Source organism: Bradyrhizobium sp. NBAIM03 (assembly GCF_020194055.1).
Taxonomy (GTDB): domain Bacteria; phylum Pseudomonadota; class Alphaproteobacteria; order Rhizobiales; family Xanthobacteraceae; genus Bradyrhizobium; species Bradyrhizobium yuanmingense.
On sequence record NZ_JADYVS010000040.1, the window covers coordinates 1 to 16041 of the forward strand.

General features: G+C 59.4%; 9 protein-coding genes and 3 pseudogenes. 4 read left to right on the forward strand and 8 right to left on the reverse strand.

Going from position 1 to position 16041, the window contains the following annotated elements:
- Window positions 1-890: 890 nt before the first annotated feature.
- Window positions 891-1333: pseudogene (locus I6F21_RS34925) on the reverse strand (ATP-binding protein); the annotation flags it as partial.
- 621 nt (window positions 1334-1954) lie between these two features.
- On the opposite strand from I6F21_RS34925, the pseudogene I6F21_RS38740 reads away from it, so the two are divergent.
- The 3 genes and pseudogenes from I6F21_RS38740 to I6F21_RS34940 all read left to right on the forward strand — a co-directional run.
- Window positions 1955-2230 (forward strand): annotated as a pseudogene (locus tag I6F21_RS38740) (recombinase family protein); the annotation flags it as partial.
- 280 nt (window positions 2231-2510) lie between these two features.
- The gene (locus I6F21_RS34935) at window positions 2511-2882 is read left to right on the forward strand and encodes a recombinase family protein (protein WP_225130553.1); all 372 of its coding nucleotides are present in this window, start codon (window positions 2511-2513) and stop codon (window positions 2880-2882) included.
- Between the two features lie 121 nt (window positions 2883-3003).
- Entirely contained in the window at window positions 3004-3537 is a 534-nt protein-coding gene (locus tag I6F21_RS34940; protein WP_225184120.1) for a transposase, read from the forward strand.
- A 276-nt stretch (window positions 3538-3813) separates the two neighbouring features.
- Here I6F21_RS34940 and I6F21_RS34945 read toward each other — a convergent pair whose 3' ends face one another.
- Complete coding sequence (locus I6F21_RS34945) at window positions 3814-4137, reverse strand: hypothetical protein (protein WP_225184121.1); 324 nt, start codon at window positions 4135-4137, stop codon at window positions 3814-3816.
- Between the two features lie 98 nt (window positions 4138-4235).
- On the opposite strand from I6F21_RS34945, the gene I6F21_RS34950 reads away from it, so the two are divergent.
- A complete protein-coding gene (locus tag I6F21_RS34950) occupies window positions 4236-4535 on the forward strand; it encodes a hypothetical protein (RefSeq protein WP_225130556.1) in 300 nt (99 codons plus the stop codon).
- 245 nt (window positions 4536-4780) lie between these two features.
- On the opposite strand, the gene I6F21_RS34955 is transcribed toward I6F21_RS34950, so the two are convergent.
- The 6 genes and pseudogenes from I6F21_RS34955 to I6F21_RS34980 all read right to left on the reverse strand — a co-directional run bounded on the left by I6F21_RS34955 (window position 4781) and on the right by I6F21_RS34980 (window position 14807).
- Window positions 4781-5092 (reverse strand): hypothetical protein, encoded by a 312-nt coding sequence (locus I6F21_RS34955; protein WP_014490253.1) that lies wholly within the window; start codon window positions 5090-5092, stop codon window positions 4781-4783.
- A 1383-nt stretch (window positions 5093-6475) separates the two neighbouring features.
- Window positions 6476-7708, reverse strand: coding sequence for a cytochrome P450 (locus tag I6F21_RS34960; RefSeq protein WP_225184122.1), 1233 nt, complete (start codon window positions 7706-7708; stop codon window positions 6476-6478).
- A 125-nt stretch (window positions 7709-7833) separates the two neighbouring features.
- Entirely contained in the window at window positions 7834-9834 is a 2001-nt protein-coding gene (locus I6F21_RS34965) for a cytochrome c (protein ID WP_225184123.1), read from the reverse strand.
- A gap of 1439 nt (window positions 9835-11273) precedes the next feature.
- Window positions 11274-11507, reverse strand: a pseudogene (locus I6F21_RS34970) (ATP-binding protein); the annotation flags it as partial.
- 735 nt (window positions 11508-12242) lie between these two features.
- Entirely contained in the window at window positions 12243-14003 is a 1761-nt protein-coding gene (locus tag I6F21_RS34975; protein ID WP_109141580.1) for an oleate hydratase, read from the reverse strand.
- 45 nt (window positions 14004-14048) lie between these two features.
- Window positions 14049-14807, reverse strand: coding sequence for a glucose 1-dehydrogenase (locus I6F21_RS34980; RefSeq protein ID WP_225184124.1), 759 nt, complete (start codon window positions 14805-14807; stop codon window positions 14049-14051).
- Between the last annotated feature and the right edge of the window lie 1234 nt (window positions 14808-16041).

Here is a 16041-nt window from a genome sequence, read left to right on the forward strand (position 1 = left end):
GCCCCGCCCTTCCCAAAGGAAGCTCCGACGTTCTCAAGGTCGACACGGTTCGGGTGCAACCGTCCGCGAAGGGAATGACATGAGGACGCCTCTGAGATTGCAAGTGCGAAGAAGTCAGGGCATGGCGAACATCGGGCGATGGCTGCCTGAACCGGGCTCCGGCACGAGCAAACAGCTTGCCAGGTGTCGCGCGTCGAGGTCCAGACTAGGCAAGGAATCATCACCTCGTCTCGTATTGAGTGGTTCTCGTAAGTTTCTTGGTCAAAACACATGCTAAGTGCGAAACCTCCATTGCCAACGTCGTGTCCGCGGTCACCGGCAGAGAGAGCTTTCGTCTGCCAGAGTCATATGCGTAGTACAGCGGCTTTCCAATTATCGCATGTTGTCTGCGCTCCTTGATGTTCTTGTGTCCAACAGCTCTCGGCGCATCATCGCCGCGATTCTCGGATCAAGGCAACGCGACTGGATACCACGACGCTGCCGCCGTGGACCTACTGGACAACGCAACTTGGGATCGCGCGAGAGCTTTCGTGCCTTGATTGATCGTCAGACGTGTCGATCGCTCGCACAACGGCGTTAGCTCTATCGAGCGAAAATGTTGCTGTCGTGCCCTCGTCGAACTTGACGCCCAGATCAGTTGTATCCGCCGCGATCCTTGCCATAGTGGGAAAGACAGCAGGCTGACGTAGTTGCGTGAGTAACTCTCGTAAAAGAGGTTTTTGGCCACAAGCGTTGATGGCTTCGTAGGACTTGTTCCAACTCACTCCCTGATCGGAACGGTTTGGAAGATTTCTTGGCGCTGGTATGCTTGCCACACCGGGTCCGAGATCCACGTGGTGAGTCATGCTATTCATTCTGTCTTGGAAAACTGTAGTCGCCGGGGCAGCATATCAGGAGGCATTGTAGCGAAGACCTCCCCAGAATGGGTAGGGATCTATCCGCCCTTGATGCTGAGTTGGCCCGGGTTCAACCTTGAGCATAGTCTGTCGAACGCCATCCGGAACTGCCCCCTTTTCGTCATGAAGAACTGCCCCTTCGGCAACGCTGCGGTTCGACGTGATCAGCATGGCGCCGGTTTCGTAACGGCGACTGACCAGCCGGAAGAACAGATGCGCAGCGTCGGGTTCAGGGGCAGGTAGTCGAGTTCGTCGACGATTAGTAGCTTTGGCTTCGACAGCGCGAGCAGTTTCTTGTCCAGATGCTGCTCGCCGTGCGCCTTGGCGAGGCCCGCGACCAGCGTCGTTGCCGTGGTGAACTGCACCGTGTACCCGTCCAGGATCGCCTCTCGCCCGAGAGCAATCGACAGGTGCGTCTTGCCGACGCCTGGCGGACCAGCGTCATAATGCCGGGTGTCTGGGATCTGAGGTGGAGATCCTTTACGCGTTCCATCCGCGATGCGGAGCGTCAGTCGTCATTGTCTCCTGCAAGCGGCTTGGGGGTGAGACGCATTTTGTGATCAGACAACCTGATGCCACCTTAACGCTGCTGCCGGCATGGATGGCGGTTCCCGCCGCCGCTTCCTTCCATCTCAAAGCTGATCCGCAGCTTCCGGTGGATCGTCTACTGGAGCGCGTCTTCTTGTCGAGGCGCTCTTAGTCTCCTCTTCCAGGGAATCGTCCCATTCGCGAGGAGGCCGTCATGGCGGACGCATCACGTCGTCAGGGGGATCTGTTCGAGAGCCCTCCGACATAGAGCAGCATTCCAATCGAAGCCCAACAGCAAATGCTGGCGCTGTTAAAGGAGCTTCTGACCGAAGCGCTCACCGACAGCGCAGTCGAGGCACACGACGTGAACCGGGAGGACGGCGGTGAGCAATATCACACCTGAGCACCTTGCTCGCCAGGCCGTCGTCTACGTTCGCCAGTCGACGGCAGACCAGGTCATCAACAACCGCGAGAGCGAGCGCCGCTAGTACGGCTTGGTCGACCTTGCCCGGCAGCTGGGCTAGAGCGAGGTGGCCGTAATCGACGACGAACTCGGTCGCTCTGGTGGCGGCACCGCGCGTCCCGGATTCGAGAGGCTGGTCGCCGCCATTTGCGAAGGGCAAGTTGGCGCTGTGGTCTCGATTGAGGCCTCTCGGCTGGCCCGCAACGGTAGGGATTGGCACACGCTCCTGGAGTTCTGCGGGCTCGTTGGAACACTGATCGTCGGTGAGGATGGCGTCGACGATCCTCGCTATCCCAACGATCGCCTTCTGCTCGGCATGAAGGGCACGATGAGCGAGATGGAGCTATCTATCTTTCGGCAACGCTCGCTTGAAGCCTTGAAGCAGAAGGCACGCAGGGGTGAGCTCTTCCTCAACGTCGCCATCGGCTACCTCAAGGTCTCCAACGATCGGATCAACAAGGACCCTGATCGGCGCATTCAGGAGGCGCTCGCACTCGTGTTCACCAAGTTTGCCGAGATGCAGACACTGCGCCAGATCCACCTCTGCTTACGGCAGGAGCGAATCACTTTGCCCGGGGGTCGGCCATGGCCCCGAGGGGCGCCACGTCGAATGGAAGTTACCCGTGTACAATACGATCTACCACATCCTGACCAATCCCGCCTATGCTGGCGCCTATGTCTTCGGGCGCTCGGGCAGTCGAGTGACGATCGAGGCCGGCCGCAAGAGGATCGTGCGGGGCTTCCGGCGCGAGCGCAACGACTGGGAGGTTTTGATCAAGGACCACCATGAGGGCTACATTACGTGGGCGGAGTTCGAGAAGAATCAGGGCCTGATCACCGACAACGCCAACGGAAAAAGCTTCATGAGTCGAGGCTCGGTTCGCAGCGGCGAAGGCCTGCTCGCGGGTTCTTCGTTGCGGCCACTGCGGCAGCAAACTTCACGTTACCTACAGCGGTACGCACAGTACTGTCGGGCGGTATCATTGCCGCGGTAGCCAGATCAACCAGTGTGGAGACCCGTGCATCTCATTAGGCGGTCTGCGCGCGGATCGCGCGATCAGCGCGGGGGTCATCGCGCGGCTGCAGCCGCTGGGTATACGGGCGGCGCTGGCGACCATGGAAGCGCGCGGCCGTGAACACGCCGACAAGCTGCGTCAGCTCGAGTTGACTCTGGAGCGGGCACGCTACGAGGCAACTCGCGCTCGTCGGCGATACGAGGCTGTCGAGCCGGACAATCGCCTTGTTGCCGGCGAGCTGGAGCGGCGCTGGAACGAACGCCTGGTCGCTGTCCGCGAGCTTGAGGGCGAGCGCGACACGTTGTTGGCTACGCCGGAGATGACGTTGAGCGACATCGATCGCGATCGGTTACTTGCGCCTGGTTCCGAACTCAAGAGAGCTTGGGAAAGTCCGGGTGCAACAGCTGCGACGCGCAACAGGATCATCCGAAGCTTGATCAATGAGATCGTTGTGCGCATCCGCGACGAGGTGCTGGACTTGATTGTCCACTGGCATGGCGGCGATCACACGGCATTGCAGGTGAGGAGGAACCGCACCGGCGAGCACCGCGGCGGATGTGGTCGATCTCGTTCGTGTCCTCGCGCGTCAGATGCCCGACAGCACCATCGCCGCGGTTCTCAACCGCGTCAGTAGGTCGACAGGGCGTGGCAACAGTTGGGCCCGCGTCCGCGTTCGCAGTCTGCGCAACCAACACGCCATCGCGGCCTACCGAGAGGACGAGCGCGCCCAGCTGCGTTGAAAGTCAGTCCTTCGACGGTTCGCCGTCTGATCGAAGAACAGAGCTTGGCTGCGCAGCAGCTGTGCAAAGGCGCACCGTGGATGGTCAAAGCGGTTGATCTGGAACATCCCCAAGTCAAGGGCGCGGCGGTTCCGGCGGCCATCGTCTGGCGATCCGGGTCAAAAAGAACTTCAACTCCAAGGGGGTAGCGAGATGGGCAGCATGAACCTGACTCGAGCGCGCCGAGCAGCAGCACGTTCTCGCCGTTGGCGATCCAACGTGACGCGGCCAGGTCGCGGATCTGCTTCGGTCGATCGACGGCTGCGCCTATGATCCTTGCGCACGACCTCGCGCTCGCACAGTAGGATCAGCGTCTCATGCGCCGACAGGTTCACGCGCGCCGTCTCGTCGGGCAGGTTGTCGAGCTGGTCGCGGATGCCGGAGAGCTGCGAGCGCGCCAGCATGGCCCCCAGCCAATCGATTGGTGCTTCGGTGACCTTCTTTGTACGCACCATCAGAAGCTCCCTCCGATCGTAGCTTCGTATTCGGCAAGAGGACGTAACAACGAGGGCAGTGGTGAAGGCGCCGGCACTGTCGGTGTCGCGGTTGCTGGTTGGCAGACCGCGCCATCGCGACAGGCAACCCCGTCGAGGTGGGCGAACTCGACGATCCGCAGCCGGCGATCCTCCGATTGCCTGTGACCGCAACCTCGCGCATGCCATGGTGGATGCGCACCTCGCCAGCCGCGACCGTCACCGCCACGCGCTCGCTGATCAGCCGCCAGGGTACCGTAGTTGGTCGTGTCGATCTCGACAGCACAATCGTTGCCGACGACGCGGGCCAGTTCGCGCGGCGATCCGAGCGACGCCGAGCGGCTTCGACCGGTGTACCTCGTCACACGCAAAGCGAGTGATCGGCGCCACGCCCGTCGTGCCGTGGACCGTACGTTCGCCACCCCGCCCTCCCACTCGGCGAGATGCGTCTCGAATGCCTCCCAGCTCGCGAAGGAATGCTCCGCGATCACGTTCTTCTTCACGTAGTGGACGCCATTCTCCGTCTTGCCCTTTGTGCGCGCCCGATACGGTGCGCAGGCGCGAGGACGGAAGCCCCAATGCTTCGCGAACGTGATGAGCTTGTCGTTAAACTGAACCGACCGGCTCACCTGTCGTGGCGCACCACGAGCGCGCGTGGATTGTCCTTCAGCACTTCCTCCGGCAAGGTCGTGAATGCGCTCTCGAGCCCAGCGAACCAGTGCTCTTGCTTTTCGGCGCGGGTCGCCACGAACACAAATGCTTTGACCTTCGCCCCGCCGATATCGACCAGACGCTCGCCGAAGTCGATCTGTAGCTGCCGCCCCGGGGGCGTCTCGAACCGGGTCGTCGCCAGAGCTTCGGCCTTCAGTGCCTGGCGGTAGGGCTGCACGGCGCGTCGCAGCGTTCGCCGGCTGACCGCCAAGCCGTTTTCGGCCAACAGGTCGTGACGGACCGCATCCGCATTGCCGCGATGTCGAATGAACCTCTCGCGCAGCCAGCCTTCAAGGCCATGACCCGCTTCGCCCGCTCAGGCGACTTGAAGGCTTCACCCACCCGCGCCACGTAGTCCTTCACCGTCTGCAGCCCAGCTGGCGCGCAATCCGCTTCAGACCTCACCCACACACCCTCAGGTGCAACATCTCCGTCACGTCATCCGGCGTATTCATCACCTGCCCCTGTGAATTACTCCACGACAAGCCTTCGATTCGTTCCTCGTTCATTCGCTCTCTCCTCGGCTATCCAAGGAGGGGGCAATTCCTCGTGACGTCGAGGGGGCAGTTTTCGATGGCGCGCGCGACAGCGAGCCGACTTTGTTTTATCAGTCTGGCTCTGCCCTTTGGCAGAGCTAGAAAGCCAAACAAGCTCGGCCGAAGCTGTCTCGATGGGAGAACTCCAGCCATCTTGGGACGTCAAACACCACGCGCCATGTTCGATGCGGAGCGCGTTTTCGTACGATCGCCGTCGCTACTGTCGATCAGGTTGGCAGCAGCCATGTGCACTCCACGACAACATACTCCGGAATGCTGTCCAGCGAGGACTTGCCGACGGCCCGAATTTGACGCGTCTGAATGCCAACGGGCGATCGAAGCGATTACCCCTTCTGGGAGTAAAGAGTCGGAATTCGGTGGAGGAGCTGGCCCGGACCTCAACGACGAAAAATCAATGGGGCCGCGAGACGATGCAGTCCCGCGGCCTCGCCACCGGAATTTAGTGAAAAGACAGTTTAAGTATAAAATCCCTCAGCCGGTGTTCTTTCAAGTAGAACACCGTGTTCCAACACTTGCCAATCCGGACAGCTACGGGGAAACGCGTGCAACCGCAGACCAATGCGGCCGCGAGATCGATGAAGAAGCCGGTAAAATTGACGGTTCGCCTGTCCTATTCGCCTGTCATAACGGGCGCCAAGCGTCGAAAGAGTGTATCAGCGAGCAGAGCTGTTTGTAGTCGTCGGCGTCGTGCGTAATGGTGATCCTGCGGGTGCCGTTTGACCGTATCATTGCTGTTGCGCTGATTTCCGCGAGGTTCGTGCATAACTGCCGGTTGCCGAGGCCCTCTTCAGCGTCATACGGCTTCCGTTCGCTTAAACCATTTCCTCGGTCAGCCAATGTAGTAGCCGCGCATGCGAAGCTCTGCCTCTCATCTATTGATGTGTTTCGCAGCCGGAACACACTACCGACACGATTGATTATTGCCTCACGCATCTCACGCGCATCGCGTGACGGAGACTTCGCGACGACCGACCTAGTGCTGACGCCAGAGGCCGCCACGCCAGCGGCCGGATCAGTCCCTACTCGCGGCTCGTTGCTGGGAAGTCCGCCCTTCAGATGGGGGTGTCGTAGGTGATGGGATAACGTTCTGGAAACGGCCCTCCTGCGTAGTCAATCTCCGCGGCGGGACGCACGCCCCGGATTTGCAGGATGCGGCGAACGATTTCCGGAACTTGGATGCGGCTGATCTGGTCGCCGAGGCAGGTGTGCATCCCGTAGCCCAGATGCATGTAGACCGACTCCGGCCGGTCGATCGCGAAGCTGGACGGCGCCGGCAGTTGCAAGCCATCGCGCATCGCCGACCGGGTCGAGATCAGCACCGTGCTGCCGGCCTTGATTGTCGTCGCGCGCAGCGAGCCCTTGGCTATCCGGTAATCGGTCCGGCAGTGGCGCACCACGAACGGATTGATCGGGTTGAAGCGCAGCGCTTCCCAGCAATAGCGATACATCAGATGGTCATTGTTGCTGCTGGCGACGTCGATGGCCTCCTTCAGGATCCTCGGGCGCTTGAACAACTCGTCGAGCAGCTGCACGATGGCCGCCGATGTGGTCTCAATCCCGCCGACCAGTGTGCCCATCATATTGGTAATAATGCGTTCGTCGGCGAAGCCGATCGAATCGTCAAAATGGCTATTCAGCAGGCGGCTGAACACGTCCTCGAGCGGCGCCCCATTTTTCAGCTGCTCGCGCCGCTGCGGGAGCAGTTGTGTCAGATAGGCGCGCATCTCCTGCCCAGCGTCAATGTTGTCCTGGTGCACCTTCGGATCTTTGTCCAGGTTGTGAAACATGTCATATTGCGTCGCGCGCGACCAGCGGAACATCGAGGCCAGATCGGGGCCGGGAAAGCCGAAATATTCTCGGGTCAGCTGAATGGGCACCAGGCGCGACAACGTGCTGACCACGTCGATCCGGTTCTGGGTATAGATCTGCTTTTCGACAGACGCATTGGCGAGGCTGCGCACCTTCTGGCGAATTGCCGGCAGATCCTCCATGCGCATGAAGGCGCGCATGATACCCTTGTCGCGCTGGTTTATTTCGGTGCAGTCGCGGCCGAGCATGAAGGGGCCGACCGAAGGGTCCATCATTGGCGCATAGGTGACGTTGAAGATGTCGGGGCGGCTCAGCGCTTCCTGCACGTCGGGGAAGCGGGTGATGAACACCGGCCCCGCGGCGCCCAACGCCAGGTTGGGCCTGACGCGCCGGATGAATGCGAACAATGCATCCGGATGTTTGGCGATCATCCATTTCAGGAACTTCGCCGCCGGCCCCTGTTTCTGTTCCGCCATTGCTGCCGCACCCTAACTCCGAAAAGCTTCGCCTGGTCGGTCGATCCGGGCTTCCGTCCACCTTTCCCCCTGCGGGAGCGAGATGGTCTTCGCTATTGCTCCAGTTGGAGCTGACCCAATCAATTTCAGATCGACTTGAGGAACTCGATGATTGCGTTGCGCTCCTCCGGAGACAGCGCAGGGCCAATGACGCCCTCATGCTTCTCGTTCGAGAATTCGTGGCCGGTATTGCGATTGGCGGGCCTCGACGTATCGATGATGAAGTAGCCCTTGCTGTCGTAGGTCCTGCCTTCAGGAGCGACCGTCCGTGTCACGATACCGACGCGGACAGGATCGAAGTTGGGCTCACCGAGCAGGAAGACTTGTGGGCGCTCCGCAACCGGGCTGAGCAGATCGTAGATCGTCGGCACCGAGCCGTTGTGCAGGAACGGCGCAGTCGCCCATACGCCGTTCAGCGGACGCGCCTTATAGCCGAAACCTGCCGCGAGACAGTTCGGCCGATCGCCTTCGATCTCCGCTTGGACCGTCCCGGTCGACCGAAGCCATTCGTCGATGCCGGATTGGACCACGGCGCCGAGCGCAAGCGCGTAGAGTTGCATCGCATGGTCCGAGAGGTGGATCGTATCCAGCGTGTTGTCAGCCTTCCGTTGGCAGACATCGATGTCGAGGCCGAGTCCTGGGCTGCTCTGGCCCGCCCTGGCCAGTTCGCTGCCGGCGGTGTCCACGGTGCGATTGCGCAGCACGTCGCCCTGGGCCGGATCGGTGCCGATATGGCTTTGCTTGATGATCTTGACGTTGAGTACGGATTCCCTCGTCTGCTTCTCCTGCCCATCGCGACCGCGCCAGCGGATAGGGCCGAAGTTCTTCCAGAACTCCGCGTCCGGGGCCTTGCCGTGCACGATGTCCGGCGTCAGCGCTGGAAGATGGCAGCCGCTGCAATGTTTGTCGTAGAGTTGGGCTCCCACGGCGGCCTTGGCTTTGTCGATCGCAGGAAAGCTGTCGGGCCAGGCCGGCGCATTCAGTCCGGTGAAGGCTTTCGCCACCAGCGGCTGGTCCTTTCCAGCGAGCTGTTGTTCGATCCAGTGCAGATTATCGAAGGGGATGCTGCTGGCAAAACGTCCCCCCTTGGGCGGGGCGGTGAGGTTGAGCTCCGCCGAAACCCCCATCGCCTCGCCGGCATTGCGCACCAATGGCTGCATAATCGAGCCGTCGTACTGCACCCAATCGAACCATGACGATGTCCAGATGTGCGGGTAGCTGACAGGGGCGTTGAGGTTGACGTAGTTGCCGTAGCGCTTGGGGTCGAGTGCGAACACCTGGTTGCCGATGCGATTGAGCGCATCGAGGCGGGTAAACCCTTCCGTGACGTCGATCCCAGCGGGCTGATCGATCAGAGCACCAAGTATTCCATCGAGCTCCTTGGACAGTTGGACGCGTGTAAGATCGCTGTACTCGGTTCCTAAAACGCGCTTCGCGAACCGCCCGAAGCGACCGTCGAAGAAGGGTAGCTTTGCCGACAAAGCGGTCTGTGCGAGCGCAGCGCGGAGCGCATTTGTCAATTGACCGAGATCGGTCACGGCGGGGCCGCCTTCAATGACATAGCGCTTCTCTTTGAAGATCAGTTGGCCGGTATGGCACGCGGCACAGGTCAATCCAACGGCAGTCTCCTTACGCGAAAGTCCGCGGATCGACTGAAACGGCGAATATGCAAAGCCGATCGGCAAACCGTACTCATTGTTCTCGCTTTCGGCAGACTTTATGAATCCAAACCGCAGTAAATAGCGGTTGTCAGAAAACCGTTCTCGTTTGAAAAAGGGGATAGCGAAAGGCGAGTTCAGCGGCGCTTCCAGGGCGAGAAACCATGACAGCGGGATCGGTAAGGTCTGCGTGCCCTGGGCTTTATGATGGAATCGATCGGCGTCTTCGGCGTTCCAGCCCTGATCGAGCGAAACCTGCTCGCTCGCGGAAACCGGTTCAGGGAGAGCAGGCGGCGTCAGAGCTTCGATTGTCGCGCCAAGCTGGGAGCTGGTCATGACTGCGATCAAAGCAATGACCACGACGATCGCCAGAAGAACAAGAAAGCGTCGCCACCAAAGGCGCCGAATTGCGCTGGGAACTGTCGACATGGCTCCCCCGTGTCAGCGAACGGCCACCAGCAGAGAGCCGTGCAAACAGTAATACTACAACTACATGATCTTGTAGGCTTACCCCTGCTGTTGACGTCCTTGAGACGCGATCACTATTCTTTCTGACGTCACAATCGGTGGTCTGTGGAATGGGCGAACTTGACCGCATAACAAGAACATCTAGAGCGTTCGGACGAGCTCTTGTTCGAGCCGCCATCCCATCCTCGCGATCGAATTTGCAGTGACGTTGGGTCCGCTGTGGGAGATCGGGGGCTGTAATCCGCGGGAACGCGAGCGAACGGAATCGGCCGGGCGCCTGAGGGCAATAGGCTCGCACTCGGAGATCAGGACTCCGTAGGGCGCAATGACCATGAGCATACATCCGGCCACGCCGATCACGATGATGCAGACGGCGAATTCGAGCCAAGCAACGCGGCTACCATTTAACGGCTTCGTTTGGCAAGCACGATGACGGCGCGGCTGACCTGAATTAGCAGCATCGGCGTCAAGCTGTAGCCCGCGACAATGCTACACATCGTGAGCGTCGGTGGCAGACGTGGAAGACGTCGGTCATCGGCAGCCAGTAGAGAGGGACTGCGAGCAGAGGGCCGTACAGGCCGAGCGCAGCCAGACCCATGGATTGCGCGTGAACTCGTTGACAACGGTACCGGAGCGGCTGCTGCGCATGGCGACGACGCGCCAGAGTTGTGCGAATGCGACGGCGAGGAATGTGGTGGTGACTATGGCCTCGCCCGTCCAGCCGGGCCGAAAACGCCAGTGTCCCCGCGGTTCTCACGCTTACGAAGGAAGGCCTCATATCCCTCCGGGTCACCCTCCTTCACGCGGTTCAGCGCGCGCTTAGCTTCCAGATCGGCGGACTTGCTATGACGCTGTTTGATCTTTTTACTTTTGCTTCCATCTCTGCGAGCTGTCCCGTTGCTGTTGGTACACTCTCGGGTATTGTCTCGAGCTTAGCGCTTGGTCGCGTCTCATCGAGGCCTTCGACGCACCAATTGGGATGACGAGATGCTGCGGCTCGAATTGAACGACCTTCTCGAAGGTGGGTTTGAGCCCCGCTCGACGATCTGCACGAGGCCGTCCAGGCGCTGCTCGACCATCCGCGGCGCGGCCCCGGCGGCCTGCTGCCCGCAGGGCTGATCCAAGCGACCAAGTTTGCATCGTCGCCGTTGAAATGGTTGAAGTCGAGTCGACGTCAGCATTGTTACCTCCGGAGACGTCAGCGTCGCGGCACCGGAAGCTCTGGCAGTATTCCGAAAACGACACGATCCCCGGCACCGACGACACCTAGCAAGGAATCGACTGCATGCGCCTATCTCGCATCCGAACGCGGTTCGTCGATGGTGCGGTGTCGCAACATCCGCGAGTCGATCAGCAACGTCTACAAGGAAGCGAAAGCGCGAAGCTCATCGGCAACCCAACCATCGGCCGTCGCCCTGCGCGAGGGCAAGCGCCTCGAACAGCCGCGGCAGCCGCTGACAGAGCACGGAGCGGTTGTCGCGGCAGGCCTTGTGGCCCAAGGCGCAAGCAATCCAGCTCTTGCCGACGCCGGTCGGGCCGATGATGAGCAGGTTCTGATGCCGGTCGATCCACTCGACGGCGACGAGCTTTTGGAACAGCGGCTTGTCGAGCCCGCGCGACGCCTTCATGTCGATAGTCGATCCAGTCCCAATTGATCTTGCCGGCGTGCTGAACCAGCTCGTGCTCCATGTTGATGATCTGCTCGAGCATGGCCCGGAACAGATCACCTTCCTCCGTCGCCTTCGGCTTCTTCGGTCGCATCGGCTCCTTCCGACACGAGCGCCGAATCATGCCGTGCGATTCGAGGGAATCTCAAACTGCAAATTGCAGGTTCCGAGCTACCGCACTGTCAAAGCCTGCAATCACACAAAGTCGCCGCAGCCGGAAAAAAAGCGCCTCCAGATCAGCCCCTTACCTGTTCTTCACGGACGACTAAGGAGGCACGGATGAATCGATCCATGAGTCAAAAACCAGACGCACGCTTTACCGAGAAGCAGGGCCATTATCTGGCGTTCATCTATACTATTCGCACATGTTCGGACGGCCACCCGCCGAATCCTGCATCCCCAGAAGCATCGAAATCCTCGCGCCGCCAGAAAACTTGCCGATCCTAAGCTGGCCGGTATCAAACCATCAAAATCACTGTGACGAGCCACTAGCTAGTTTCGCCCTCACCTCGTGGTTAATCGGATGCGTGTGGCGAGAATAACATCAAGCCGAAAGAACACCGAATTCCAGAGTACGCCTAAAGGTTGCCTGGAAGATCGGCGCGAACGTTTGATCCGCGCCTTGGCGAGTCCGAGCCGTCACGGCGCAGGACAGCGCTTCTCTATCCGAGCGAACGGTCGCCCGCAGCGTCCGCGCCTTAATCAACTCAGGTGATATTTATTGAGTAGTTCGCCAAGCTCAGTCGCTTCAAGCTTTTTTAGAATGAGCTCGCGCAGGAACGCAGGTCCCGGGATCTCAATTTCATTTCCGTCGCGCAGTCTACCCATTGCTGCAAGCAGCTTGCGAATATCATAGGTCGAGTTGAATACCTCTGGCACGCCACGTTCAATCTTGAGGAGGATATACACGGCTTCCATCGCGGTCCGAACGGAGTATTCCGTCGTGAAGATACAATCCCGTTCACCCGACTCCGCGAACTGGCCGATGAAGGCGAAATTGACCGCATCTTTCGGCACAACATCTGGCCGATCGCCCGCCTGCCGCGGCATGAAGAAGGAAGTGACGTAGGGCATCATCACCGGGACCGTCTTGGCGGCCCCAGCGGCGAGTTCCGGTATACTCGCAACCGGCACACCGAGGTGATAAAGCCATTCTTGCGTGATTTCCTCGCCCGTACAATCTTGCATCGGTTTCCTCACGTAGTCGCCGGCTTTATCGACGAATAGCGAATAGACCCAGACGACGACTTGATCGCTGGGCTGGCGCTTGAAATGCGGCTGGCGATTTGTGGTCCAACTGAGCAACCAGCTCGAATCTTTCACCGTAACGATGCCTCCTGTGACAACCTTGCCGCTGAACGGATCGCGTTTGGCGATCTTGCGGATGTATGCTGGAATGCGTTTGTCCAGGGTCGTGATCGTCGCCGATTCCCATTTGCTTGCAGGAATATTGCCGCAAAAGACATTTGGGCGTCCAAAGGCCGCATCTTTGGCCGCAATACGCCGCCACAGATCCCAGGCGGGCGCCGGTCCTTCGTTGAGCCTAGCGGCCGTGTGATGGTCCCCCATGTCCGAGTTTTCGGTCAGCGACCCGATCGTCATGAAAACAAGATCGTCGGCGCCAATAATGAGACTGCCCTCAATGCCATTCTCCAGCCAGCGGATGGCTGTGGCTTGCTTGCGTCCACGCTTTATGTCGAAATCGATATCGGTGACTACGACCCCGTAGCGAAAATTGACGCCTTGCGCCAACAGCCATTTGGATAACGGCAGAACAAGCGATTCATATTGATTGTATTTGGTAAACTTCAGCGTACTGAAATCCGGCAGGCCGCCGATATGGTGGATGAATCGATGCAGATAAAGTTTCATCTCGAGGGCCGAATGCCATTCTTCAAAGGCGAACATGGTCCGCCAATAGAGCCAGAAATTGCTGTTGAAGAAATCTCTCCCGAACACTTCGTCGATGCGCTTGGTCTCCATCTGCTTACGAGTGGCAAGAAAAAGGGCAATCAGCTCTTTCTGGGCCTGTTCGCTCAGTGTAAAGAGGCCATCGGTATGGGCATCCTGCCCCTGTTTCACCGTCGCCCGCCGTAGTGTGTAGTTCGGATCATCCTTGTTCAGCCAGTAAAACTCATCGAGCACGCTGGCGCCTTCAAGTTCGAGCGATGGGATCGAACGAAACAGATCCCAGAGACACTCGAAATGATCCTCCATCTCTCTGCCACCTCGAATCACGAATCCCCTTTCCGGATCCTGACAACCGTCCAACGCGCCTCCCGGAACCGTCTGTCGTTCGAGGATGGTGATACGGTCGCCACGCATCTGCCCGTCGCGGATCAAGAAGGCCGCGCCGGAGAGCGCAGCCAACCCCGAACCAACGAACCAAGCTGTCTTGCTGTCCGCGCCGGCGGGTTTGCGGGGCCGAGCAAAAGCTTCGTAATTTCCACTGGTGTAATACATCGCGACATTCCATCTCGTTTGATGTGACAATCCGTCCGCTGATAGTCAGAAGATGTTTTCGACCGCCTGACACTTCTGCGGGACGCCGATCGTCAGACCGCCATCGACGACGATTTCGGAGCCGGTAAGATAAGAGGACTCGTCGCTAAGCAGGAACAAGACTGCCTGTGACACTTCCTGCGGCTCGGCTGGCCGCCCGAGCGGAATTGGAAAACCGGAAAGATCGATGTTCTCTGTCATCCGAGTGTTGATGAAGCCCGGATGGATAGAGTTTATGCGAACGCCGGACGCGGCGGCCTCCAAGGCAGCGGACTTCGTTATGCCCCGCACGCCGAACTTGGAAGCAACATAGGCGTGAAGCCCAGCACTACCCCTCAGCCCCTCAACCGACGAGATGTTGACGATCGAGCCTCCGCCCGCGCGGCGCATGGCAGGTAGGGCCGTCTGCATTCCCAAGAATACACCGGTGAGATTGACAGCCAGGGTCTTCTCCCACTGCTCGAGCGGGAACCGCTCGATGGGAGCCATACTCGCTATGCCTGCATTGTTGACGAGGCCGTGCAGCGCGCCGAACTTGCCCTCCGCAGCCGCGATCGCCTGGCACCATTCCCCTGGCTGGGCGACGTCTTGACGCACATAGATCGCGGATGGGCCAAGTTCGGCCGCGAAAGTCGCTCCTTCATTGTCAAGAATATCGGTGATCACGACTTTAGCGCCCTCGGCTGCCAGCAGGCGCGCATGAGCGGCCCCCATCCCTCGAGCCCCGCCGGTTACCAAAATGACTTTTTCGCTCACACGTCCCATAACTCTTGGTTCCCTCGATCAGTGGCGGTGCAGGGTTTTTCAGCATCAAAAAGGATGACGGGCATGTTGATCAAAATGGTTGAGAACGAGCATTGAAAGTCGGGCAAGCCAAGAGTTGCGGTCTGCACCACGCCCCGGACTCTTGCCGATCTGCCCTCTGCTACGCATCATCTTTGATGCCCAAAGCCTGTGCGCAGTACCCGTGTAAATTGGCGCTAAAGCACTTCAATAACGATTTCACGTCGCGAACATGCTTCCGCCGCTCAGGCGGTAGCCATCCTTTGGATTGTTGCATTGGCTTTGCCGAATTATCCCACCTTCTAGACGCCGACAATTTGCGACCGAATTTCCTCCGGTTTCGGAGATAGGATCGGTACCGGCGAGCGGAGCGATACCGGTGCCGAACGGTGCTGAGCTCCTTGTGGATCGAAAAGTGGGGCGCAGAACGCATGAGGTTCTCCTAAGTCTTGCGAATTGGAGTATCCATTCCGTGCAATCGGCGCGCCGAGACTCTGATGGGAAGTCAGCCTCACGTGACTCTTGCACAGGCGCTGGAGGTCTTCCGACTCTCCACCGAGACGGCGATGTCAGGGCCTGCGTTTTCGACCATGCGAGCGATAATGTTGCGCTGATCTGGTTTAATCGAGACACAATGGCGATAGCCATGCTGTTGCGAAAACTCGTGAGAGAGCCTCATCGACTTTCTGTCCGGATACTTGATCATGTCGGGCTTTCGACATCGCGTCGTCAATCGGACAAGCGAGCAAGGCAACAAAACAAGAGTCGAAAGTTGTCGGGTCACTCGTACGCAATTTGACGTCAGCCAGTGAGCCGTATAAACGGCACGAGGTGCCTGGCATCGACGTTGCATAACGACTGATAGACAAATAGGAATCACCCACTCGCCTTGACGTCATCATCGGCGAGCACGCTCCGCCGGAATGGATGCACAATCAGGCGCATCCGGCAGCACAGGACAGCTGCCGGCTTCTAGAATGGAAAAGGTCAAGCGTGTCGGATGTTTTCGGATCGTTTAATCCGGCGGATTGAGGTGCAAGGCGCAGAAACGGCACTGCGGCCTCGCGTAGCGAAGATCGCTATCACCGGATCGATGTGCCGTACGGACTACCGAATCCACATCGCATCCAGCGCAATACAGTCGCTTCAGGGGCGCTTCAACAACCGGAGAGGCGCGGTGAGATGAATAGCTCAATCTCCAACCGCGCGAATTATT